Genomic DNA, 23,766 nt, shown 5'->3' on the forward strand with positions numbered 1-23,766 from the left:
GTTTTTTTCATTTGTAAAAGGGTATATAAGTGATAAAAAGTTAAAGCAGGTGTACATATGATTGATGTGATCGGAATTGGGATTGGACCTGCCAATTTAGGGTTGGCGGCTTTGTTAGAGGAGTATGAAGATGTTTCATGCTGTTTTTTTGAGCAGGAGACGGAATTTGCCTGGCATCCTGGTATGCTGATCAAAGGAACGGATTTACAAGTCTCCTTTTTAGCTGATCTTGTGACGATGGCGAATCCAAGGAGCAGGTATACATTTTTAAATTATTTACATGAATCAAATAGACTTCACCGTTTCTATACATTTGAACAGTTTGACATTCCGCGAAGAGAATTCAATGAGTATTTATCATGGGTCGCACGTGAATTAGATAGCTGTCAATTTGGGATGAAGGTAGAAGAAGTGACGGACTGCCAAGGTGGTTATCTTGTGAAAGTCAGATGCTTGAAGGATGGATCGCTTTCTGAATATAGGGCAAAACATGTCGTGCTCGGAACAGGAAGCAAACCGATGATTCCGGTCGATATGCCTGATGCTGCACTGCCATATGTGACCCATAGCAGCCGGTATTTAGACCAGCAGAAAGAACTTCAAGAAGCTGATGCGGTGACGGTGATTGGTTCTGGGCAGAGTGCAGCCGAAATCTTCTTAGACCTGCTCCAGCATCAGAAGAAAGGGCAGCAACTTTCTTGGTTTACGCGATCTAGTGAATTTAGAGAGCTGGAGACGGCTGAGCTTGGCCAGGAGCTGTTTACACCAAAGTACGTCGAATATTTCCATTCGCTTCCTTATGAAGAACGAATCAACACATTGCCTAGGCTGACTGGATTAAGAAATGGGATAGATGCATCGACGCTCTCACGCATTTACCAGGAATTGTATCACCGATCTGTTTCGGGCGAAGAGCCATCTGTGATTATTCAGCCAATGACCGAGCTTGAAGCCATTCAGGTGGAAGAGAATCAGTCCCTCAAACTGCACCTAAAGCAGTGGCAGCTAAAGAAAGAAAAGAGCATAACAGTAGATCGTGCCGTATTGGCTACAGGGTACAAACCGAATATCCCGGCGTGGTTTAGTGCGTATGAACCTTTAATTGAATGGGAAAGTGAAGAGCACTTTAAAGTGACAGAAGACTTCAGGCTTGTGTTCAAAGACAAGCGTCCGCATCATTTCTTTACATTTACGAACCTAGATCACTCTCATGGAACAGCGGCGACCAATTTAAAACTATCCATCTACCGCAACCAGAAAGTGATTCAAACCATTCGTGGGGTCAAAGAAGCGCCAGTCAAGAAGGAAACAGCCTTTCAGCAATTTGGATAAGAGATAAAAAGGGCCCAAACATAGGGCTCTTTTTCATTAGATTCTTGTTTTAATAATTATACTTGTTATGGTATCAACTAATCCTGAAATTTTTAAACTGAGGAAAAGGAATTATTCGGGTTGAAATGGAAGTAAGTCATGTGTTTAAAGAAAAGGGGGATGGATGATGACATATATCAATTGTCAGCTAGAGGGGGATATTTTTGAAATCGTTTTCAATAGGCCAGATGCTTACAATTCATTTCATGTGGACATGTTTGCTGAATTCAAAGAGGCATGTGATGCGGCGGAGGAAAGTAGTGCAAAAGTCGTTGTGATCAAGGGCGCAGGAAAAGGATTTTCAGCAGGCGGAGATATTGGCATGATGCTAAAGCAGGAAAATGAAGAGGATTTCCATCGTGTAATGGATTTGATCGAGGGGATTACGCTTTCTCTAGCTGGTATGAAAAAAGTAACGATTGCTCTTGTCCATGGGTCAGCGGCAGGTCTTGCTTTTAGCTTTGCTTTAAGCTGTGACTACTTGTTTATGCATCAAGATGCAAAGCTCGCCATGAATTTTAATGGAGTAGGCTTAATTCCAGATGGCGGAGGGCACTTTTTCCTCACAAAAAGAGTCAGTGAACAAACCGCTAAACAATTGATTTGGAGCGGACAAAAGCTTCCGGCTGAAGAAGCGCTAAAGTTGCGCCTTGCAGACGGCGTGTTTCAAGAGGAAGTCGATGCGTATCAAAAAGAGTGCGCGAAGCTGTTTATGAACATGCCGCTTCAAGCATTTATCGAGACAAAGCGAATCTATTTCCAGCAGTCAGAATCACAGCTGCTAGCCGTTCTTCAAAAGGAGAGGGCGGCACAGGCTAGACTAAGGAAAAGCCGTGATCATAAGGAAGGCATTCAGGCCTTTTTAGAAAAAAGACGACCTGTGTTCCAGAATGTATAAACGAATGTGAGGCCGGCGAATGCCGGCTTCAGCGTGTAGACAAACCCTCGCATTCGGTGTCAGGTCTGCGCTTCGGTGCTCACGAATGTTCAATTCGTTCCGCTCCGATGCTCGTCCTTCCTAGACTGCAAAGGTTTTCTATCACGCTGTAAAGAAGACAAAGGGCTAAAATCAAGATCATTTTAGCCCTTTGCCAACAATCTGAGGCCGGCGAATGCCGGCTTTTTTAACGTTCAAATAAAAGCAGCTTGCCTGCATCATCAACGAGCCGATGAGAATGCTTCGTGTATTGCTGTTCGATTAAGCGATGGCGACCTAATTCCTTTGCCTTTTCATCACTATCCGTTGTGATTTTTTCATTTAATAAAGTTTCACCCGATGGGTCAAATACAGTTAAAAAGTATGTCTTCACCATTCCTCAACTTCCTTTCCTCTGCTTTTCTATGTATTTAAACAAAGAATAAGACAAAACCTCCTTTTTAGCTCTTAAAAATGCGTTTTTTAGAATAAGAGTGATAGAACGTGCATTCGCAAAAATGGCATGATAAAATATGGACAATGACAGTATCGGACAAGGAGATAGACGTTTGACTAAGCTCACCTTTATTCATGCCGCAGATTTACATTTAGACAGTCCATTTGCAGGAATGTCGAATATTCCTAGCTTACCCTTTAAGCGGCTCAAAGAAAGTACATTTCAAAGTGCGAAGAATATGTTTGATCTCGCCATTTCTCGAGCAGTAGACTTTGTGCTGCTGAGCGGTGATTTATTTGACGAATCAAACCGCAGCCTGAAAGCACAGCTGTTTTTAAGACATCAGTTTCTAAGATTGCAAACTCAAGGGATTGAAGTCTTTATAATTTATGGTAATCATGATCATTTAGGCGGTGAATGGACACCAATTGAGTGGCCGGAGAATGTGCATGTTTTTTCAACCAGTACCCCAAGTGAGCAATCCTATTATAGAGGAGAGCAGCTTGTCGCAAGTATTTATGGATTTAGCTATAAAGAGCGTGCTGTCTATGAAAATATGACCTCTCATTACGTCAAAACGACAGATGCTGCCTATCACATTGCGATGCTTCACGGAACACTAGCTGGACAAGAAGGTCATGACGCATATGCACCTTTTCAGCTTGAGCAGCTCGTTTCCCGGGATTTTGATTATTGGGCTCTTGGACATATACATAAAAGAGCCATTCTACATGAAGACCCGTTGATTATTTATCCTGGTAATATGCAGGGCAGACATATAAAAGAAACAGGAGAGAAAGGCTGTTACGTTGTTCAACTCTCCGAGAATTCTGAAACAGCGGAATTTATTAGTTGTTCGGATGTGATGTTTGAGACACTTGCAATAGACATCACAGAGACGGTTCATATGACGGATCTTGTGACACTTGTGGATAACAAAATGAGTGAACTGAAAAAGGATGGCATCCCTCGTTTTGTGAAAATTGAATTGACGGGTGAGGCTCCTCCTTACTTTGAGCATACTCAGCTTGAGTTGCTTGAGGAGCTGATGACCATTCTTCATGAACAGGAAGAAGATGAAGATGTATTCGTTTGGGTCATATCGATTGACTGCCGAACAAATGAGGTTGTCGCCTATCCAGAAGATTCTTTTTTGAAGGAACTCACTGCTGAAATGTCACAGTTTGATGCATATGAAGAGCTTCTATCACCGATCAGGCGTCATCCAATCTATAGAAAGTCAGGAAAAGCGCTCACAAAAGAGGATGAAATGGATATAAAAGAAGAAGCACAAAGGCTACTGACAGAACAGCTAAAGCAATTATGAGAAAAGGAGAGGCACAATGAAAATACGTTCACTCCATATCGCCCATTTCGGGAAATTTTCAAATCGCACCTTTCACTTTTCTGATGACGGTTTTCAGCTAGTTTACGGTCTGAATGAATCGGGGAAAACGACATTGAAAACGTTTATTGAATCGATGTTATTTGGTATTCCGAAAAACAAGATGTACAAGATGAAACAGGGTTCTTTTTATGGTGGTTCCCTCACTTGTCAAGATGACGAGATTGGCGTTATTCACATTGAGAGAACATCCGACCGCGGTGGGCAAGCACAGGTGTTTTTACCGAACGGTGAAGTGAAAGACGAAGCTTTTTTACAGACACTTTTAAAGGGAACGGATCGCAGATTATACCAATCAATCTATTCGTTTGATGTGTTTGGACTGCAAAATGTCCAATCCTTAAATCAGGATCAGATAGGCGAATTCCTACTTTTCTCAAGTTTATTTGGCTCAGATGCAGCCACCAAGATGGATAGCAGGTTGCTAAAGCAACAGGAACAGCTGTTTAAACCAAATGGCCGGAAACCTGAATTAAACCAGCAGCTTGATCGTTTAAAAGAGCTGACAGGTCAGTTGAAACAAGCGAGATTGGTAGAAGGCAGCTATACCGAAAAGAAACGGGAGCAATCTGAATTAACGGAGACGATCGAAAAGCTTCAACATGAAATGAAGCAAGCGGAAGAACACCTTCAGAAACTGACTGAATCCATTCAAGTGTATCCCATGATTGAGAAAAAAGTGGAGTTGAAAAAGGAATTAACCCGCTATCCAGATCGGGTCAAACGTTTTAGAGAAGAAACCGAGCATGAGCTGGATAAACTAGAATCACACCTTCATCCGAAAAGGGCTCAATTGACTGCACTGAAACAGAAGTTAGATCATTTACAAACCTCACTCGTACAAGTTCAGCCGCTTTATGACAAGGATACCTTAATGGAGATGAAATGCGTCGTAGATGAAGCATCTAATGCTGAGCTTGTGAAAAAGCGCATAGCAGAGTGTCGAGCAAACTGTGATTCATTGAAACAAAAAATAGATGAAGCGGAAGCAAAGCTAAAGTGGGAGCGTCCAATAAAGCTCGAACAAATCGACGATTCTCTTGAATTTGAGTGGAAATTAAAGGAGACTGTCAATCAATACATCCGTCTCATGGACAGAAAGGCGCAATTAGATGAACGCTTTGATCACGCGAGACATGAGCTGGACGAAGCAGAAGTTGCTTTAAAAGGATTAAAGGAACAGCAAGTGAGACTGCACGGAGCAGAAAATGATGCGAAGGAGACAAGATCGAAAAAGAAGTCGGTTTATTCCTTGGCGTCGTTATTCCGAGGCTTGATCGCATTTGATATGGTGTTACTGCTTGTTCTTTTCTTTTTAACAGAGTGGTGGATCACGCTCTTATTTGCGGGATTTTCTGTTTTTCTCTTCTTTGTCATTTACTCATTCAGTCAAATGAACCCTATGAAACAAAGAAACGGAGTAAACACCTTAGATTCCTTTCAAGTGCAGGCAGCTTCAGCTGAAACACTTATGAGGCAGAAGGAGCTTCTGTACGAAAGAATCATCCGGCAATATGAAGACTGGGAGCTAGAGCTGGAGCCTGTCCAGCAGCAAGTAGAGGAAATGAAGAGACAGCTTGGCTTGTCGTCTGAGCTTTCTTTCCTAGAAGAGGCCTTCCATATTCTAAAACAATTAAAAATGAATACAGCGGCATATGAGGAGATTCAGCGTGAAATAGAAGAGCTTTCCAAACAGCAATCGATTTATGAGCGCAAAGTTTCAGCGTTAAGCAGTATCTTTCAAAACAAGGAAGGAACTATTCGGGAGAATATTTCAGCCTTTCAAGAGATATTGAAAGATGAGGCGAAAAGAGAAAAAGAACGCCAAACATTACATGTATCCATTCAACATGGGATGCAGCAACTCACGACACTAGAAGGTGAAATTCAATATTACGAAAAACAAACGGATGAGCTTTTTCGTCAAGTAGAAGCAGAGTCCAAAGAAGATTACCAAGTGCTTTCTCATCTATCGAAAGAATACCGGGAACGGCTTTCTGAGCTGCAGCAGCTGAATCAAGAGCTTCATAGAAGCGGTTGTTTTGAAGAGGAGGAATGGATTGTTCGTAAAGGACTACCTCTCCTTGAGGAGGAGTGCGCAGAAGCAAAGCAGCACCTTCATGACGTTCAATTGAATGCGGAGAATATGGAAAAACGTTTAGCAGAACTAGCGGTGGAAATCCGGCAAATAGAAGCTTCCGGAACAGTGTCTGATTTGACTCATCAGCTTGCCGCAGAGCAGGAGCATGCGAAGGACCTCGCCAAAAAATGGGCGGCCATTCAGCTTGTCCGCACCGTCATACGAGAAAAATTGAATGAGCATAAAGAAACAAGGCTACCTGCATTGCTTCACACAGCCTCTAGTTTTATTCAACCGTTAACAAATGATCGTTATGAAGCGATTTTCTTTTCACCTGAAGATGATTTGCTCATGGTGAAAAGAATGGATGGACGAATATTCCGTCCAGAGGAGCTTTCACAGGCAACGTGTGAACAGATCTATCTGTCGATTCGCTTTGCACTTGCTTTGTCTCATCAGCAAGATTGCCAGCTGCCGTTTATGATGGATGACAGCTTTGTTCATTTCGATCACGTTCGTCTAGGTAGAGTGCTGGAGATGATGAACGAGCTCACACGTTTTGAAACACAGCTGTTTTATTTCACCTGTCATGAGCATATGAAGCAAGCAGCAGAAGATGGACAGGTTACGAGTTTAACAGTTGAATGATTGACAAATAATGACTTATGTTATACTTATATGAGCAGAAACATGGAAGGAGCTTTTATTGAATGGCTAAAGGGATCATGACCTATGATGTCGGCGAACAAGTTGACCTGCATTTATTAATTAAATCATCTACTAAAGGGATTGCGAGTAATGGCAAACCATTTTTAACGTTAATTCTTCAAGATCAAAGTGGAGATATTGAGGCGAAATTATGGGATGCGAAGCAGAATGATGAACAAACCTATGCCGCACAAACCATTGTGAAGGTAGTTGGCGATATTCATCATTATCGCGGGAGGAATCAGCTGAAACTTAGGAATATACGCCCTGTTGCTGAAAATGAGCAAATTCGAATTGATGATTTTCTCGAAACAGCTCCTATTCCAAAGCATGATATGATGGATACGATTATGCAATATATTTTTGATATGAAAAACCCTAATATACAGCGTGTCACAAGACATTTGCTGAAAAAATATGGACAGGAATTCGCTGATTATCCAGCAGCGACAAAAAACCATCACGAATTTGTTTCTGGTCTTGCTTATCACGTGGTGTCCATGCTGCATTTGGCTAAATCCATTGTGGATCTATATCCATCATTAGATCGAGATCTTTTATATTCAGGCATCATTCTTCATGATTTAGGAAAAGTCAAAGAGCTTTCAGGCCCAGTCTCAACTACCTATACGGTGGAAGGGAATTTAATTGGTCATATTTCAATTATGGTGACAGAAATTGCGAAAGCTGCTGAAGAGCTCGGCATTGATTCAGAAGAAATTCTGATTCTACAGCATTTAGTACTAAGTCATCACGGAAAAGGTGAGTGGGGAAGTCCGAAACCACCAATGGTGAAGGAAGCCGAAATTCTCCACTATATTGATAATTTAGATGCGAAGATGAATATGATGGATCGTGCGCTTGAGCATGTGAAGCCAGGAGAATATACAGAACGTATTTTTGCGCTAGAGAATCGTTCATTTTATAAACCAACCTTTCACGAATAACCATGTCAGAACGTCCGCTTATGCGGGCGTTTTTTTCATAACTTGTCTTCTTTTTGCATAAGCATGTAACACAAAGGAAAAGAGAGTTGTTCTGAAAAAAAGGAGGCGATGAAAAAATGTTGTTTTTTCCATGGTGGGTGTATGCATGTATCATTGGTATTATTTTCTGTGCGTATAAATTAATGACAACGGCCAAAGAGGAGCAAGAGATTGATCAATCCTTTATTGAAAAGGAAGGAGAAATTTTTATCGAGCGAATGGAACAAGAAAGAGAGCGCAGACGTCAGGGGCAGCAAATGAAAAGATCCCAGGATTCGGCGGCACATGAAGATCACTCGATTGCTTAATCAGATGTTATAAAAAACCCCTCTGCCTGATCACGGCAGAGGGGTTTTTGTGATTATTGGTTTTGTTGTTGTTGTTGTTGTGCAGGTTGTTGAGATTTTTCTTTGAACGTGTTTTCAAGCTCTTTATCTTTTACTTTCACATCTGCATCTTTCACCAATTTGTTTAAGATGGTTTGGATTTCATTTGTGTCTGCTTGTTTTTGATTAAGTAGTTCTTTTTTCAAATCTGCTTTCATGTCATCGTATTTACCGCGTTCTTCGGTCTTTTTAATGATATGGTAGCCGAATTGTGATTTCACTGGTTTGCTGATTTCATTCACTTTTAGTTTGAATGCAGCTTTACTGAAGTTCTCGTCCATTTGACCTTCTTTTGCGAACCAGCCTACATCTCCGCCTTGTGCAGCTGAAGCGGTATCAGTTGAATATTCAGACACAACAGCATCCCATTTTTCACCTTTATCTAATTTCTTTTCCACTTCGTCAGCTGTTTTCTTATCAGCTACTAAAATGTGGCTTGCGCGGATTTTCCCTTTTAGGTCATCGTAATACGCTTTTACTTCTTTATCAGTGATTTTGATGTTAGCTTTGGCAGCCTTTTGAGTCAGCAGCTCATATTTCACTTGATCTTTGATGTAATCTTTTCCGAATTCATCTTGAAGTTGTTTTAAACGATCTTCACCAAGTGTCTTTTTATATTCTTCCATTTTCTTATCAATTTCTTTATCAGATACTTTGTATTTGTCAGCAAGAACCTTTTGTTGAACAAGTAGATTTAAAGCATCTCCACCTGCTTGTTTCTTAAGAGTTGTATAAAGCTCTTCTTTTGTGACATCTCCTGATTTTGTTGTTGCGATGACATCTTTATCACCGCTACTGCATGCGCCAAGAGTTAAAACACTAACTGCTGTTACAGCTGCTAAAGCCATTTTTTTCATTCAAAAAACACTCCTAATCTTTCCAATTTATTTATCATTGCTTGTATCATAACATATTGTGACACGCTGTAAAAAGAAATGCAAATGGAAGGGCATTCGTCTAGTCAAAAATTTGCGCGCGACATACACATATAGTGATCACAAAAAGGAGGCTGAATTATATGGGAGCAGGATATTCTAACGGGTTTGCTTTATTGGTCGTGCTATTCATTTTGCTGATCATCGTTGGTGCAGCATATCTTTACTAATTAAATCGCTGTGACAGAAAGGAGCCGTCCTGCCATGCGTGCGGGCGGTTCTTTTTTCAAACGATGACAGGTGCCTAAACGTTTTCAATTTAATTGCATACACTGAGCTTAGAACAGAGGAAGAACTGGCAGGAGGTGTTTTTACATGGGAGGAGAAGTCTTCGCAGGCGGTTTTGCACTAGTCGTCGTGTTATTCATCTTATTGATCATTATCGGTGCTTCTTGGATTTGCTAATTAATCAATATACACAAAAAGCTGCCCTCAAACTGGCAGCTTTTGCTTTGATCTTAAATAGATATGGTAATTTCAACAAATGATGAGATCAGTAAGATCAGTATCGATACATTGATAAAGCGAAACACCTTATCTTGCCGTTCTTCAGGAATCTCTCTGACAAGGCATAATGTATTAGTAAGCCTGTTTATTGAATACACAATAAACGCGGCAAAGACGATGAAGTAAAATAAAACTATCGGAGATCCCCCCTCTCTATGCTATTCCCATACTACATTACCAAATTTTTTATGAAAAAGATAGAAGTTGGCTTTAAAAACCTCATGATGAGGATGTTTGGTCAACTAAAATATCAAACTCGTCTTGGGCTTGATCGATGATGCAGGATTTAGGTGCTTTGAGCAGTTTCCATGCAAATAAAAAGTCAGGCAAACAATAGCCTGCATGAATACTTGCGATGATGATAAAATAGTGTGCATACATAGGAAACGCCACACCTAACACAAAGTAAACCGGTGAAATCACACAAAATGGACTAAGAAGTGAATAAAGCATGATGTTCTTTGGCACACGCTGCCAGCAATTTCGTTTAAATAACGTCATTTTTTTCTTGTTTTTCATCACTGGGATCAAGTGAACCACACGGTGGACAAGCAACGTCACAAGTAAAAGCATAGCGAAAAGCGGTGCGTTGTGACTGCTTAGTCTCGTTTCAGGATGAGTCAGTTGAAAACATAAAAAAGCCATAATGAAAAAAAGTATAGCAAGACTTATGGCTGAAATCAGCAGTCTTGTATAACCATAATCCTTTTCAAGATTAATGGTCTTCCAACAATTCATTTTTCATCCTTCCAATCTTAAAAAACTAATTGAATATCTCAAGATAATTTACTCTTCCTGAGGATAAAAATCAATGGTTTTTATGAAAAAAAATTAAATGTTGTGTTCATATGGAATAAAGTGAGGAAACTTTGGATTTTTCAAGAAAAAAAGACAGAAGAGGGAGGTTCGTCTCTTTCGTCAATGAGTAATTTCGGCTAGAATAGAAAGACTAAGAGAAAGAGGGAACGTACATGAGTATTGAGGAACGAATGAGCCAGCTCGAATATTATATGGAACTTTTGCTGACGGCGACCGATATGAGCCGTTATCCATATTATGCATTATTGATGAGGCAGCAGGTATCGAAAGAAGAGGCGCAGGATATTGAGCGTATTTGTGCTGAGCTTTCAGGGGAAATGGACAAGCAAAAAGCACAAGGCTACGTCATGTTTGACGATATGCTTGCGCTTTTTGCAGGACAGTTAATTGAAAAGCTGGATGTGCATGAGACGATATTTGCATTGCATGATCAAGGGCTGTTTCAGCCGTTAATGAATGAATTTATAAAGATCATTAAACAATTTGATTTGCTTTAGCCGCTTTTTCTGCTGCATCAGCTGAGTCTTCAAGTTCCTCAGATTTTTTCGTGACTTTTCCTCGCTCATTTAAAAAGTCCTTCTCAATGTTTGAAAACGATTTCTCAAAAATCTCCATGAAGTCCTCACCATAGATGTTTCGGATAATACACATCATTTCTAAAATCTCAGGGAACTTTCCGTAAATGTCATGAAGCGGCTGTGCGCCTTTGACAATACCAGTTCTTGCCGGGTCATAATCTTCGAGTAGTTTATGGAATGTCTCTTCGCCTTTTGGCGTTAGCTCAATATACGTATTGCGTTTATCGTTTAACTTTTTAGAAAATTTTAAAAATCCTCGTTCCTCCAGTTTCTTGGAGAAGTTAAACGCCGTTGATACGTGCATGACGCCAAACTTTGCAATTTCTGATATTGAAGCTCCTTTTAATTGATACGCAATCCACAAAATATGATGTTCATTGATATTTAGGTTATACGGTTTGATCCACTGCTGCCAGTCCTTTTCAATGGATTTCCAAAGAGCTTTGCTCAATTGGGCCATTCTTTGACTGAATAAAAGTGCTTCTTTTACATCGAAAGGCTGTTCCGAATGATTCATCCATTTCACCTACTTCTCTTTTTCTTGTAATTCTATTATGCCAATAAAATAAAGATTAATAAAGCTGAAAATTCAAGAATTTTTAAAACTCATGAAAAACATTGTCAAAATAACCTTTTTTCAACAAAAAAAGTGCGGGATACGCACCCCGCACACTTTTGTAAACGAATATTTTTTCTTGAGTATATTAGTTTTGTAAGGTTTTCTCCAGTTGCTTGAGCTTTTCCTCAATTTCCTGAATTTCCTTTTGCAAATCCTGCTGATGAGGCTTGATTTCTTCACGCCATTGCTGAATCGATGTTTGTAATTCAGTTCCGACTTCTTTAATGACCTCTGCACTTTCTTTTGCGGTTTCAACAATTTGCTCTTTTAAAGCTTGTCCATCTCTTTTTAATCTTGTCAGCGTATCTTCGAATTTGTCATAGCCGTCTTTCATCTTTCCGCGCACATCTCTGCCAGAAGAGGGAGTCGTCAGGAGCACTGCCGCACCTCCGAGGAGACCGCCTACAAATAATCCTGTTAATAAAGAACGTCCACTAGCCATTCAAATCACCTCTAGTCAAATTTTACACATTCGCATGTTCTCTCTGAGCTGACGATCAGCTTCATTGAACTTCCATACATAGCTTGCTTTATTTTAGCATACTTTTGAAGAAAAGGGAGGGGAGAAGGTTGTCTGTCTTTCTGTTCGTTTTTACGTGTATCGGTGTCATTTTTACAGGTGGTTCTATTCATTATGCAAGACAGCTAGGGTATGCAGGGTCTTATCCGCCAAAACATGTATTAAAGCAAAAAGCACTTGTGTGTGCGGCAGGTGCAGGAATTTCGCTCCTCATATTGCTGTTGACCCTTTTTCTTTTATAAAAGCATGAAAAAAACCTCTTCATCTATTATGAAGAGGTTCGATTATTTGTTAAGCAACTTCTATCATTCTTGCACGTCTGAGAATGGACTGAGCAATTGGGAAGACAAATACCATGGCAATGGTATTAATCACGGCTGCTGGCAGGACGACGCCTACAAGAAGGGCCGGTAATGCAGCTGGCAGTCCAGTGATCAGTAATGCGGCAGATAGGAAAATCACGCCGGATACGATGGTTCCAATCGCAGTTAACACAGCGGTCAGCACTACTTTGTTCTTTATCTTCATGCATGATAAGAAAAGGGCTAAGAAGATAAAGGCTGTCACTGGTTTATCAATCATATTCGGAATTTGTCCGCCTGGGAAACCTGTTGTTAATGCAGAAATGGCGCCTGTTACGAGGGCAATCACCACGACATGCTGTACCTTTGGGAAAAGGATGATGCTTAAAAACATCATGACCAGCATCATATCGGGTTTCATTCCGAAAAAGATGGGCGGGAAAATCGTATGCAAAACAGCTCCCATTGCTGCAAGCAATGACATAATCACTAATTCTTTTGTTTTCATTTCTATGCTCTCCTCTCCTCTGCTAAGCTCTTAGAACTCTCCAATAATATGGCTCATCATTTATTGCAAGAGTCATCACTTTATATTTCTCGTTATTATAACAAATTTATTTCCCTATAGAAAAGCTTTTTCACTCATTTTCTTGCTGAAACTTTTTCATAAAGTCCGCAAGCTTTTGGCAGTCTTCAATCGATACCGCATTGTAAATAGATGCTCTACATCCACCGACAGAACGGTGGCCGGCAAGTCCAACCATTTGTTCCTGCTTTGCTTTCTCTACAAAGGATGCAGTGAGTGCATCATCACGAAGGGTAAATGTGACATTCATATGCGACCGGCTGTCAGTGCGTGCGTGTCCTTTGTAAAAACCGCCGCTTTGATCAATTGTGTCATAAAGAATGCCTGCTTTTTGTTCATTTCGTTTTTCCGCTGCTTCTACGCCGCCAGCCTGTTTAACATGGTCAAGGACAAGAGACAGCATATAAATCGCAAAAGTCGGTGGTGTGTGATAAAGAGAGCCAGCTTTTGCGTGTGTTGAATATTTTAATATTTTCGGTGTGCTCTTTTTCTCTTTTTCTAATAAACGTTTGCGCGCGATCACAATCGTGATACCAGAAGGCCCTAAGTTTTTTTGTGCCCCAGCATAAATGAGATCAAATTGAGAAACATCGATTTTTTTGCTGAGAATATCACTGGACATATCCGCAATGAGCGGTAATGCGGTACCAGGGAACGTTTTCCACTGAGTGCCGAAGATCGTATTGTTTGATGTGATGTGTAAGTAAGCGCCATCTGTTAAAGCGGAGGCATCTACTTCTGGAATATACGAGTAGTTGTCGTCTTCACTTGAAGCAAACACAGATGTTTCACCAAACCCTTTTGCTTCTGATAATGCTTTTTCTGACCAAGCGCCTGTTTGAATGAAATGAGCCGTTTCGCCTTCATGTAAGAAGTTCATAGGAATCATCGCAAATTGAAGGCTAGCTCCGCCCTGTAAAAAGAGGACTTCGTAATCTTCAGGAATGTCCATCAGTTCCACCAACAGTGCTTTTGCCTTATTGTGGACTTCTTCATATTCACCACTGCGATGCGACAGCTCCATTACAGACATTCCAGTTTGTTTAAAATCAACAAGTTCTTCCTGTGCCTTTTCAAGCACTTCTAGCGGCAGTGCCGCCGGACCAGCATTAAAATTTGTCGTTCGCTTCATCACAATCTCTCCCTATTTCTCGCGTTAATGGATCAAAAGATAAAACCATCCTATCACAAATTTGAAGCAATTGGACAAAAAATTTGAATCGTTCTAAATATCTTACTATTAAGAAACGAAGGGGAGAAAAAGGGGGAGAAATGAGAAAAACCTCATCTATTAAGATGAGGTAAGGCGCGTATGAATGGCAGAAGAAATGTCTTTTAAATCCTCTGACGTATATTGTTCTTGATGTGATTTCCAAACGGCACCAAAGCCATCGCCTTTACCGTAACGCGGAATGATATGCATGTGGTAATGGAACACAGATTGTCCAGCTTTTTCGCCGTTGTTGTTTAAAAGGTTTAATCCAATGGGTTCAAATTCCTGTTTGATTGCTCTTGCAATTTTTGGAATCGCTTGGAAGTAGTGATTAGACACTTCTGGTGTCATGTCATAGATGTTTTCTTTATGTATTTTCGGGATTACAAGGGTATGCCCTTTTGTTACTTGGCTAATATCTAGAAAAGCCAATACATGCTCGTCTTCATATACTTTTGCACATGGAATGTCTCCATCAATGATCTTGCAAAAAATACAATCGCTCACGTCATGTCACTCCTCATTCATTTTCCTTCATCGTATCACAAAAATGAGCAAAAAAGAAAACAGGACAAGCGAACTCCTTTGGTCGCTCATCCTGCTCCTGCAGAAGAAATGCTGATGCTTTCATTCGATATGCCTTTTGAATTCTCTATTTACTGAAATAAAGAATTCATATGCCTGCTATTTCTGCCGTAAACACCTCATTTGACGTTTTGGTTTGTCGTATACATATTGTATAGGACACAAAAATCAAGAATCAGTGAAGCAAAACAGAAGCTAAGGTTTTTGATGAAAAAACCAACTTGTCATGCGGTTCTTTGCCTTTAACAAACACCTCATTTACTTATTGGTCATCAAGTTCATTTCTTCTACATACATTATGATGACCAAGATGCCTATTTTTTATTCATGACTTGTCTATAGGTAAACATTTCAAATTACCTTTCGTTTTTGTTACTATAAAGGAAAAACGAAAGAAAGGAACGAATTCATGTCCCTTCTCACTGTAAAAGATGTAACGGGTGGATATACGAAGAATCCCGTTCTAAAAAATATCTCATTTGAATTAGAAAGAAATCAAATTGTCGGTCTCATCGGCTTAAACGGGGCGGGGAAAAGTACAACCATTCGCCATATCATCGGACTCATGAAACCGCATAAAGGTGTGATTGAATTAAATGGGCGAACCCTTCAAGATGATCAAGAGGCGTATCGTTCGCAATTTACGTTTATTCCAGAAACACCTGTATTATATGAAGAATTAACTTTAAAAGAGCATCTAGAGCTGACAGCGATGGCTTACGGACTGTCTAAGGAACAATTAGATGAACGGCTGCCGTCATTGCTGAAAGAATTTCGAATGGAGAAACGTTTGAAGTGGTTCCCTGCTCATTTTTCAAAAGGAATGAAGCAGAAGGTCATGATTATGTGTGCGTTTCTTGTTGAACCAGAACTGTATATCATTGATGAACCGTTCTTAGGACTCGATCCTCTTGCGATTAATGCACTGCTTGAACGGATGAATGCCGCGAAGAAAAACGGCGCTAGTGTCCTGATGTCGACGCATATCTTGGCGACAGCAGAACGCTATTGTGATTCTTTTATTATTTTGCACGAAGGGGAAATTAGAGCGAAAGGAACCCTGACGGAGCTGAGAGAACAGTTCAATATGAGAGATGCGACACTCGATGATCTTTATTTGGAATTAACAAAGGAAGAAAGCTATGAGTAAAACGACGCAAAGCATTTGGAAATCACGATTAGAGGAACACATACAAGATACAAGAAAATATTTAAAATACATGTTCAATGATCATCTTGTCATTGTGCTCATTTTTTTCCTTGCAGGCGGAGCGAGCTGGTATAGTAATTGGCTCAAACATATTCCAGCTCATTTTCCTTCCTACTGGGTCATGGCAGTTGTTTTCTCATTGGTGCTGACAAGCTCTTACGTGCGGACGTTGATCAAAGAAGCAGATCTCGTGTTTTTGCTTCCTTTGGAAGGGAAGATGGAGCCTTATTTAAAACAAGCTTTTAACTTTAGCTTCATTTCTCAGCTGTTTCCTCTCATTGCCGTATCCATTGTCGCACTCCCGCTTTATTCGGCAGTGTCATCAGGCGGCATCAAGATGTATGTGCTTATATTGGCGCAAATGATTTTGATCAAGGGTCTGAATACAGCGATTCAATGGAGAATGACGTATTTTCAAGGAAAACAGATGAGATGGCTTGATGCAGTCCTTCGTTTTCTATTGAATATGATTTTAATCTATACCGTTTTACAGGCATCCTATGCAATCGCAATCGTTTTTTATCTCATCTATGGTGTCTATCTTGTTTACTTAACCAATGCAGTCAAAAAGCAGCCTTTTCAATGGGAATTGCATATATCTGACGAATTAAAACGAAAACAGCGTTTTTATCGTTTGGCCAATTTATTTACAGATGTGCCTCATTTGAAGAAACAGGTGAAAAGAAGAGTCTATATGGACTGGCTTTTGCAGTTTGTTCCGTATGATCAGCGTAAAACTTTTTCTTACATGTACGTGAGGGCATTTTTACGATCAAATGACTATTTTGGTCTCGTGTTTAGGCTAACTGCCGTCTTTGTGCTGATTATTTTGTATACAGGTGCAGCAGGCTGGATGGGGGCATTGCTTGTGTTGTTCACCGTGTTTATCACAGGTGTCCAGCTTGTGCCGTTAACGAAGCACTTTGCCCATCTTTCATTACAGGCACTTTATCCTGTTGCTCAGCAAGAAAAGGATCGGAGCTTTTTTATTCTCGTCCGTAACGTGCTCATCATCCAATCGATATTGCTGAGCTGTGCAGTCCTACCGGCAGGAGGGTGGCAAGGAAGTGGACTTGCTCTTCTGATTTCATTGGCATTTGTGCTTGTCCTCTTCAAGCCATACGTACTCAGTCGATTAAAAAAAATGAGATAGGCAGAGATATGTGACTGACAGTGAGCGTATGATGACATCAAGGAGGGGACCGGATGAATGCAGCTGAACGGGAGTTATATAAAGAAGCCATTCTTTTTCAAACGCGATTTTTAAGAAAACCTTCAAAGATCGAACGGTTTTCAAAAGGAGTTCAGCAGCAGGTGAACCGCCGAATCCCTGCCAGGTTTCATCAAGTCATCACAACTGCTGTCAAAACAATGGTTGAATCCACCGTATCAGGATCTCACTTCACTTCATTTACAGTTATGGATGAGCAATTATCCATTCTTGAGCGAAATGAACTGGCAAAAGAGAAAGTGAAATACTATCAAAAGGCAGCTGCGATTGAAGGAATTGGAACAGGTGCAGGTGGTATTTTGCTCGGTATGGCGGACTTTCCGTTACTGCTTAGCATTAAGATGAAATGTCTTTATGAGCTGGCATGTATCTATGGTTTTGATTTGTCTCAAAAAGAGGAAAGACTCTTTTTGCTCTGTATATTTCAACTTGCCTTTTCTGGCAGTGCGCATCGTCAAAAAATGATGAGCATCATAGATGATTGGGAAACGAGCCGCGAGGAAATGGATTGGTACAGCTTTCAGCAGGAGTATCGAGATTACATTGACCTAGTGAAGCTGTTTCAATTAATGCCGGTCGTCGGAGCCGCTGTTGGTGGTGTAGCAAATCATCATCTGACAGGCCAACTCGGAGATGTCGCTCGCCATGTGTTTCACTTACGGGTGTTGAAAGAAAAGAAATAGAAAAGCCGCTGTTTGCCAGCGGCTTTTTTTTATTCATCGTAGGAAAGGACGGCACTCGCGAGTACCTTCGCTGCGACTGGCATTGCTTTTTCGTTGATATCAAACTTCGGATGGTGATGGGGATATGCGTCGTCGCTGTTTTCCGGCATGGCGCCTGTGTAAAAGAAGGTACCAGGGACATGCTGAAGGTAGTAAGCAAAATCTTCTCCACCCATTTGGGTTTCCGCTTCTTTTACTTCTATGACACCATCTGTTTGCTTGGCGATGTCAGCGATCAATTCAGTCGGCTTTGGATGATTTTTGACAGCAGGATATCCTCTCACATATTCATATGTGTATCCTGCATCATGCATGGCGCACACCCCTTTCACGACCTGTTCAATTTCTCGTTCGATGGTGTGTCGTGCACTTTCTTCAAAGGACCGTGCAGTACCAGTCAAAACGGCAGAATCTGCAATGACGTTAAAAGCATTCTCTGCTACAAAACCTCCAACAGATACAACAGCAGAATCAACTGGATTCACTTTACGGGCAACGACTTGTTGCAAGTTTGCCACGATTTGTGAACCGATGAGTACAGCATCTTTCGTTAAGTGAGGCTGGGCACCGTGTCCGCCTTTTCCCTGAACTCGGATAGAGAAGCGATCGGCAGCTGCCATAAAGTTCCCGCTTTTATAAAGAACTGTGCCACAAGGTTCTGGAGACCAAAGATGTGTACCGAATATGACATCGACACCGTCTAAGCAGCCGTCTTCAATCATTGGTTTTGCACCGCCTGGCGCATATTCTTCTGCGTGCTGATGGATGAGGACGATTTTCCCTTTTAATTGATCACGGTGCTCATTCAAAATTTTCGCTAAGACAAGCAGTGTCGCTGTGTGACCATCGTGCCCGCATGCATGCATCACACCAGGCTTTGTCGATTTGTAAGGCACTTCCTTTTCATCATGGATAGGGAGTGCATCGAAATCAGCCCTGAGGGCAATCGTCGGCCCCGGAGAAGCTCCTTCGATAAAGGCGAGTACACCATGGCCGCCCACCTGTGTACGTGTGGGTATATGTAATTTGTCGTAGTAGCTGGCGATGAAAGCGGCTGTTTCTTCTTCCTGGAAAGAAAGTTCAGGATTCATGTGGAGATGGCGTCTAATTTCAACCATTTCCTCATAATGTTCATCAAGACGTTCATTGATGCTTTTTTGTAAAGTAGATATTGTCATTGATTTGAAAACCTCCTTCATGCTCTTTTACTGATTGTATGGTAATTGTTAGAATCTTTCAACAGAAGAGGATGTCGCATGCGCATCAAAGGTCATTTTACATAAAAGTCGAAGTGTCTATGAAGCGGGGAAAGGGAGGAATTGTATTGGGAAGCTGTCCAAATTGTTTGAAAGCGTTTTCTTTCGTTGAAAAGTTTCATTTATCACATACGAAAATGATGATGTGTCCAAGCTGTCGGCACCAAATCAAAGAAACCTTTGTATCGAAAATGAGTTTTTTCATGATCTGTTTGATTCCGCTATTGGTGATGCTCATTCAATTGAAAGGGGCTTCACCTATGTTAAAGTGGCCGATCTTATTAGGATGGATCCTATTGAATTTCTATGTACTCCAGCCGATCATTCATCGGTATGAGCTGACATCACGACGATAAAATGAAAAGCCCATTGATTGGGCTTTTTTTCATGAAAAAAGAAGTGCTGAGAGCAGCACTTCCTTAATTGTCTGTAACGGCATGATAGGATGTAAGATAAGCAGGACGAGAGAAGATGGAGCCGGTATCATCGTTTGGCTGAAAGAATGCTTCTGATTCTTGAAAGTCTTCAAATAAGTCCTCTGATTCCCAAAGTGTCATAATTAAATACACTTCTTCATCTTTTTTCGGTCTTAACACTCGAAGAGCTTTGAAGCCCCGCTGATGTTCTGAGATGTTCGTCTTCTTCTTGAAAGTAGATTCAAACAGTGCTCTACTTTCAAGCTTCACAGGGATATGATTCAAGGTGACGAAACCGGAATGGACAAGCTCACCTTTTGCATAAATCACATCATAGGCATGAGGGGCTTTAAAAACAGTCTCACCCTCCGTCTCATGGAAAAGAGCTGCTTGTTCTTTTCCGACCATATAAAGCAGATTTTCCTGATCGTGTTTTTTTGCGATTTTATGCAAGAAATCTGCTGTTCCATAAGTCATATAGACATTCATCTAAACCGCCTCCTGCTTGATAGTATAACAAAAGAATGATATATAATTCTTTGGTAGTCAATCCATAAAACATATTATGAAGCAATACATCCCATACTATCCGTATAAAGGAATGAGGTGACCTAATTTGAAGAAAAAGAAGATAATCATTCCATTAGTCATTGTAGGAAGCACTATTGTACTTTCATTTATTGGCTATCTGACCATTTTATTTTTAGGACATTATGTCATAGATGAAAAGAAGCTTGTATTTCATGCTTCATCCCAAATCATTGATCAGAATGGAAAAGAACTCACAAGTATGTATTCAGAAAATCGGGACCCTGTGTCAATAAAGGATGTACCCGATAAAGTAGCAAAAGCCTTTGTGGCTGTCGAGGACAAGCGTTTTTATGAGCATCATGGAATTGATGCGCAGTCAATTTCAAGAGCGGTTTATCGAGATATATTAGCAGGTGGAAAGGTAGAGGGCGGCAGTACAATTACTCAGCAGCTCGCAAAAAATATTTTTCTCACAAATGACAAAACCTTTCTGCGAAAAACAAAAGAAGTCATTATTGCGATTAATTTAGAAAGAGACTATTCAAAGGATAAGCTGCTCGAAATGTATTTGAATCAGCTTTACTTCGGTCATGGAGTCTACGGTATTCAGGCAGCAGCCAATTATTACTTTAGTAAAGATGTGAAGGATTTAACTGTCAGTGAAGGAGCGACACTCGCTGCGATGCCAAAGGCGCCGTCTACTTACTCGCCTGTTTTACACCCTGATAAAAATAAACAAAGACGGGACACGATCCTTAATTTAATGAATGAGCAAGGGTATTTATCATCAACAGAAACAGTAGAAGCAAAAGGAAGAACACTAGGCATTCATTTGAAAAAGAAATCAGAAACGCCTTGGGTGGACAGCTATGTCGATCTTATCATTAAGGAAGCAGAATCGGAGTATTCCATTTCACATGAACAATTGCTTCAAGGTGGTTATACCATAACAGTTCCGATTGATATGAATCTGCAAAAGGTTACCTACGATGCGATGAAAAACAACCGTTATTTCCCGGGAAAAAGCGGTTCTCCTGAAAGCAGTGCCATCTTTATTGATAATGAGTCTGGAGGAGTAAAAGCAGCAATCGGAGGACGAGAATATCAAGCGAGGGGCTATAACAGGGTGACCGCTGTGAGACAGCCTGGATCTGTTTTCAAGCCGATTGCGGTATATGGACCTGCGCTACAGGAAAAAAAATTCCGACCTTATTCCCTGCTTGAAGACGAAGAAAAAAGCTATGACGGCTATTCACCAAAGAATTACGATGGGCAGTATGAAGGCAAGGTTACAATGGTGGAGGCCCTCATGAAAAGTAAGAATACATCAGCAGTGTGGACATTAAGCCAGATTGGTATTGATTCTTCGAAAACATATCTCGAGAAAATGGGAATCGATATTTCGGATCAAGGACTTGCGATAGCCCTTGGCGGTTTAGAAAAAGGGGTTTCTCCACTTCAAATCGCGGGAGCTTTCCACACATTTGCAAACGAAGGCGTATATAAAAAGCCTTTCTTCATTCAGAAAATCACCAATGATGAAGGAGAAACGGTAGAGAAAAATCGCAGTAAGCCAGAACGAGTGTTCAGCGTGCAGAATGCTTGGAATATGACAAGAATGCTGCAACAAGTTGTCAAAGGTGGAACAGCCCAGAGCGGTTCATATGCTGGAGACTTAGCAGGTAAAACAGGCACGACCACATATTCAGGTGTGAAGGGTGCAACAAAAGATGCTTGGTTTGCAGGCTATACACCAAGTACAACGGGTGCGATCTGGATGGGGTATGACAAAACCGATAACAGTCACTACTTAACTGGTGGAAGTCAATACCCAGTGCAGCTGTTTAAGGATATTTTAACGGCAGCCCAAATGACGAATGAAACGTTTAAAAAACCAGAAGGAATTAAAGAACTTCAAGCACCAATTCATGTAGAAGGACTTTCTGGATTTGAAGCCCGCTATGTGTTTAAAATCAAAGGGTTGTTTACATTAGACCTGTCTTGGGACAAACAAGAGGATAAACGGGTTGAATACCGTATTTATGAAAAGAGGAATGGAAACGAGACGCTGATCGATTCAGTGACAGGCGCAAATAGCTATACAATGCCGTATGCCAATGTGTTTTCAGATGCGGAGTATAAGGTGGTTCCATATAATACCCAAACGGAAGAAGAAGGAGAAGGCAGTCCTTATGTCAAGCCAGAGGCTTTTGGACGTTAATATTCGGCGATTTTTTGAACAATGAGCCGGTTTAGTATACCGTGCCTTGAAAAAGCGGTATAGTAAAAGCAGTGTTTGAGCCTTATACAAAGAGAGTGTAAGGCGAAAGGTGGAATGAAAGGTAATGGGAAAAACGAAGGCTTTTAATGACACGTTCTTAAAGGCGTGCAAAGGGGAAAAAACAGACCATGTACCAGCTTGGTATATGAGGCAGGCAGGACGCTCACAGCCTGAATATCGTGCCCTTAAAGAAAAGTACGGGCTATTTGAAATTACGCATCAGCCAGAGCTGTGTGCTTATGTAACACGACTTCCTGTAGAACAATATGGTGTAGATGCCGCGATTTTATATAAAGATATTATGACCCCGCTTCCAGCTATTGGAGTGGACGTGGAAATTAAAAATGGCATTGGACCTGTCATCGATTCACCGATTCGCACAAAAGCAGATATCGAACGTCTTGGGGAACTTCATCCTGAAGAAGATCTGCCATATGTGCTTGATACGATTCAGCTTTTAACGAAGGAGCAGCTGAATGTACCGCTCATCGGTTTTGCTGGTGCACCATTTACGATGGCGAGCTATATGATTGAAGGCGGTCCATCTAAAAACTATCATAAAACAAAAGCGCTCATGTACAGTGAGCCTGAGACATGGATGCTGCTCATGAACAAATTAGCGGATATGACGATCACGTACATACGTGCCCAGGTAAAAGCAGGGGTCAGTGCGTTTCAAATCTTCGACTCATGGGTGGGCGCATTAAATGCAGCGGACTACCGGACATTCATTAAACCTGTCATGCAGCGAATTTTCACAGAGTTGAAAAGTGAAAATGTACCAATGATCATGTACGGAGTTGGTGCAAGCCATCTCGTGAAAGATTGGCATGATTTGCCGCTAGACGTTGTTGGACTTGATTGGCGTATGAGTGTCGACGAAGCGCGAAAAGAAGGGCTCACAAAAACGTTACAAGGAAATCTTGATCCAACAATCTTACTTTCTCCTTGGGAAGTCATTGAAGAAAGAGCAAAAGACATATTAGATCAAGGGATGAAATCAGATCACTTCATCTTTAACTTAGGACATGGGGTATTTCCAGATGTTTCACCAGATACGTTAAAGAAGCTGACCGATTTTATTCACGACTATTCAGCTAAACATAAAAAATCATCCATCTAAACTATTTCAATTGATCTGAAGGA

Annotated in this window: 27 protein-coding genes; 16 read left to right on the forward strand and 11 right to left on the reverse strand. The window is 40.9% G+C overall.

What is annotated here, in order from left to right; all coding sequences use genetic code 11:
• Positions 1-57: 57 nt before the first annotated feature.
• Together MHI35_RS04805 and MHI35_RS04810 are read left to right on the forward strand one after the other, a co-directional pair.
• Entirely contained in the window at positions 58-1,332 is a 1,275-nt protein-coding gene (locus tag MHI35_RS04805; protein WP_335348932.1) for a lysine N(6)-hydroxylase/L-ornithine N(5)-oxygenase family protein, read from the forward strand.
• Positions 1,333-1,498: 166 nt separating this feature from the next.
• Positions 1,499-2,269, forward strand: a complete 771-nt coding sequence (locus MHI35_RS04810; protein ID WP_211063236.1) for an enoyl-CoA hydratase — start codon at positions 1,499-1,501, stop codon at positions 2,267-2,269.
• A 226-nt stretch (positions 2,270-2,495) separates the two neighbouring features.
• Here the strand turns inward: MHI35_RS04810 and MHI35_RS04815 are convergent, their stop codons facing one another.
• Positions 2,496-2,684: a YhzD family protein gene (locus tag MHI35_RS04815; protein WP_144522453.1), complete on the reverse strand. Its 189-nt coding sequence runs from the start codon at positions 2,682-2,684 to the stop codon at positions 2,496-2,498.
• 172 nt (positions 2,685-2,856) lie between these two features.
• Between MHI35_RS04815 and MHI35_RS04820 the strand changes: the two genes are divergently transcribed.
• The 4 genes from MHI35_RS04820 (at position 2,857) to MHI35_RS04835 (ending at position 8,231) form a co-directional block, all read left to right on the forward strand.
• Entirely contained in the window at positions 2,857-4,071 is a 1,215-nt protein-coding gene (locus MHI35_RS04820) for a metallophosphoesterase family protein (RefSeq protein WP_335348931.1), read from the forward strand.
• Between the two features lie 16 nt (positions 4,072-4,087).
• Positions 4,088-6,877 (forward strand): ATP-binding protein, encoded by a 2,790-nt coding sequence (locus MHI35_RS04825; protein ID WP_335348930.1) that lies wholly within the window; start codon positions 4,088-4,090, stop codon positions 6,875-6,877.
• Between the two features lie 62 nt (positions 6,878-6,939).
• Complete coding sequence (gene yhaM, locus MHI35_RS04830) at positions 6,940-7,884, forward strand: 3'-5' exoribonuclease YhaM (protein ID WP_003211952.1); 945 nt, start codon at positions 6,940-6,942, stop codon at positions 7,882-7,884.
• A gap of 116 nt (positions 7,885-8,000) precedes the next feature.
• On the forward strand, positions 8,001-8,231 hold the full coding sequence (locus MHI35_RS04835) for a sporulation YhaL family protein (protein ID WP_012009448.1): 231 nt from the start codon (positions 8,001-8,003) through the stop codon (positions 8,229-8,231).
• A gap of 53 nt (positions 8,232-8,284) precedes the next feature.
• Here MHI35_RS04835 and MHI35_RS04840 read toward each other — a convergent pair whose 3' ends face one another.
• On the reverse strand, positions 8,285-9,166 hold the full coding sequence (locus MHI35_RS04840) for a peptidylprolyl isomerase (protein WP_335348929.1): 882 nt from the start codon (positions 9,164-9,166) through the stop codon (positions 8,285-8,287).
• Positions 9,167-9,327: 161 nt separating this feature from the next.
• On the opposite strand from MHI35_RS04840, the gene MHI35_RS04845 reads away from it, so the two are divergent.
• Positions 9,328-9,414 carry a YjcZ family sporulation protein gene (locus MHI35_RS04845; RefSeq protein ID WP_008361129.1) on the forward strand — a complete coding sequence of 29 codons (87 nt, stop codon included), beginning with the start codon at positions 9,328-9,330 and terminating at the stop codon, positions 9,412-9,414.
• 145 nt (positions 9,415-9,559) lie between these two features.
• Positions 9,560-9,649, forward strand: a complete 90-nt coding sequence (locus tag MHI35_RS04850; protein WP_017360317.1) for a YjcZ family sporulation protein — start codon at positions 9,560-9,562, stop codon at positions 9,647-9,649.
• 53 nt (positions 9,650-9,702) lie between these two features.
• Here the strand turns inward: MHI35_RS04850 and MHI35_RS04855 are convergent, their stop codons facing one another.
• Together MHI35_RS04855 and MHI35_RS04860 are read right to left on the reverse strand one after the other, a co-directional pair.
• Positions 9,703-9,888 carry a hypothetical protein gene (locus MHI35_RS04855; RefSeq protein ID WP_072368131.1) on the reverse strand — a complete coding sequence of 62 codons (186 nt, stop codon included), beginning with the start codon at positions 9,886-9,888 and terminating at the stop codon, positions 9,703-9,705.
• 82 nt (positions 9,889-9,970) lie between these two features.
• On the reverse strand, positions 9,971-10,489 hold the full coding sequence (locus MHI35_RS04860; protein ID WP_335348928.1) for a DUF3267 domain-containing protein: 519 nt from the start codon (positions 10,487-10,489) through the stop codon (positions 9,971-9,973).
• A gap of 233 nt (positions 10,490-10,722) precedes the next feature.
• Here MHI35_RS04860 and MHI35_RS04865 point away from each other — a divergent pair, with 233 nt between their 5' ends.
• Complete coding sequence (locus MHI35_RS04865; protein ID WP_335348927.1) at positions 10,723-11,067, forward strand: YhaI family protein; 345 nt, start codon at positions 10,723-10,725, stop codon at positions 11,065-11,067.
• Here MHI35_RS04865 and MHI35_RS04870 read toward each other — a convergent pair.
• Entirely contained in the window at positions 11,045-11,665 is a 621-nt protein-coding gene (locus tag MHI35_RS04870) for an HTH-type transcriptional regulator Hpr (RefSeq protein ID WP_144472268.1), read from the reverse strand. The genes MHI35_RS04865 and MHI35_RS04870 overlap by 23 nt on opposite strands.
• Before the next feature lie 187 nt (positions 11,666-11,852).
• Positions 11,853-12,209 carry a YtxH domain-containing protein gene (locus MHI35_RS04875; RefSeq protein ID WP_007497160.1) on the reverse strand — a complete coding sequence of 119 codons (357 nt, stop codon included), beginning with the start codon at positions 12,207-12,209 and terminating at the stop codon, positions 11,853-11,855.
• 128 nt (positions 12,210-12,337) lie between these two features.
• Between MHI35_RS04875 and MHI35_RS04880 the strand changes: the two genes are divergently transcribed.
• Positions 12,338-12,529: a hypothetical protein gene (locus MHI35_RS04880; protein WP_144522459.1), complete on the forward strand. Its 192-nt coding sequence runs from the start codon at positions 12,338-12,340 to the stop codon at positions 12,527-12,529.
• Positions 12,530-12,578: 49 nt separating this feature from the next.
• Here MHI35_RS04880 and MHI35_RS04885 read toward each other — a convergent pair whose 3' ends face one another.
• The 3 genes from MHI35_RS04885 to MHI35_RS04895 all read right to left on the reverse strand — a co-directional run bounded on the left by MHI35_RS04885 (position 12,579) and on the right by MHI35_RS04895 (position 14,895).
• Complete coding sequence (locus MHI35_RS04885; protein ID WP_003212065.1) at positions 12,579-13,097, reverse strand: tryptophan transporter; 519 nt, start codon at positions 13,095-13,097, stop codon at positions 12,579-12,581.
• 130 nt (positions 13,098-13,227) lie between these two features.
• Complete coding sequence (serC, locus tag MHI35_RS04890; RefSeq protein WP_335348926.1) at positions 13,228-14,307, reverse strand: 3-phosphoserine/phosphohydroxythreonine transaminase; 1,080 nt, start codon at positions 14,305-14,307, stop codon at positions 13,228-13,230.
• A gap of 159 nt (positions 14,308-14,466) precedes the next feature.
• The gene (locus tag MHI35_RS04895; protein ID WP_144522461.1) at positions 14,467-14,895 is read right to left on the reverse strand and encodes an HIT family protein; all 429 of its coding nucleotides are present in this window, start codon (positions 14,893-14,895) and stop codon (positions 14,467-14,469) included.
• Between the two features lie 487 nt (positions 14,896-15,382).
• Between MHI35_RS04895 and MHI35_RS04900 the strand changes: the two genes are divergently transcribed.
• The 3 genes from MHI35_RS04900 to MHI35_RS04910 are packed head-to-tail and all read left to right on the forward strand — an operon-like array spanning position 15,383 to position 18,097.
• The gene (locus MHI35_RS04900) at positions 15,383-16,123 is read left to right on the forward strand and encodes an ABC transporter ATP-binding protein (protein WP_003212171.1); all 741 of its coding nucleotides are present in this window, start codon (positions 15,383-15,385) and stop codon (positions 16,121-16,123) included.
• Positions 16,116-17,336: an ABC transporter permease gene (locus MHI35_RS04905; protein ID WP_335348925.1), complete on the forward strand. Its 1,221-nt coding sequence runs from the start codon at positions 16,116-16,118 to the stop codon at positions 17,334-17,336. Before MHI35_RS04900 ends, MHI35_RS04905 begins: the two co-directional genes overlap by 8 nt.
• A gap of 53 nt (positions 17,337-17,389) precedes the next feature.
• Positions 17,390-18,097: an EcsC family protein gene (locus MHI35_RS04910; RefSeq protein WP_144522464.1), complete on the forward strand. Its 708-nt coding sequence runs from the start codon at positions 17,390-17,392 to the stop codon at positions 18,095-18,097.
• A gap of 29 nt (positions 18,098-18,126) precedes the next feature.
• Here the strand turns inward: MHI35_RS04910 and MHI35_RS04915 are convergent, their stop codons facing one another.
• Complete coding sequence (locus MHI35_RS04915) at positions 18,127-19,314, reverse strand: M20 family metallopeptidase (RefSeq protein ID WP_335348924.1); 1,188 nt, start codon at positions 19,312-19,314, stop codon at positions 18,127-18,129.
• A 281-nt stretch (positions 19,315-19,595) separates the two neighbouring features.
• Here MHI35_RS04915 and MHI35_RS04920 point away from each other — a divergent pair, with 281 nt between their 5' ends.
• On the forward strand, positions 19,596-19,748 hold the full coding sequence (locus MHI35_RS04920; RefSeq protein WP_223249501.1) for a hypothetical protein: 153 nt from the start codon (positions 19,596-19,598) through the stop codon (positions 19,746-19,748).
• Positions 19,749-19,811: 63 nt separating this feature from the next.
• Here the strand turns inward: MHI35_RS04920 and MHI35_RS04925 are convergent, their stop codons facing one another.
• Positions 19,812-20,297: an antibiotic biosynthesis monooxygenase family protein gene (locus MHI35_RS04925; RefSeq protein ID WP_211063223.1), complete on the reverse strand. Its 486-nt coding sequence runs from the start codon at positions 20,295-20,297 to the stop codon at positions 19,812-19,814.
• A 127-nt stretch (positions 20,298-20,424) separates the two neighbouring features.
• On the opposite strand from MHI35_RS04925, the gene MHI35_RS04930 reads away from it, so the two are divergent.
• Together MHI35_RS04930 and hemE are read left to right on the forward strand one after the other, a co-directional pair.
• Positions 20,425-22,560, forward strand: a complete 2,136-nt coding sequence (locus tag MHI35_RS04930) for a transglycosylase domain-containing protein (protein WP_144522788.1) — start codon at positions 20,425-20,427, stop codon at positions 22,558-22,560.
• A 124-nt stretch (positions 22,561-22,684) separates the two neighbouring features.
• A complete protein-coding gene (hemE, locus tag MHI35_RS04935) occupies positions 22,685-23,743 on the forward strand; it encodes a uroporphyrinogen decarboxylase (RefSeq protein ID WP_012009461.1) in 1,059 nt (352 codons plus the stop codon).
• Positions 23,744-23,766 lie beyond the last annotated feature (23 nt).

The sequence above is a fragment of the Bacillus sp. FSL K6-3459 genome, from assembly GCF_038003305.1.
Lineage (GTDB): Bacteria > Bacillota > Bacilli > Bacillales > Bacillaceae > Bacillus > Bacillus pumilus_O.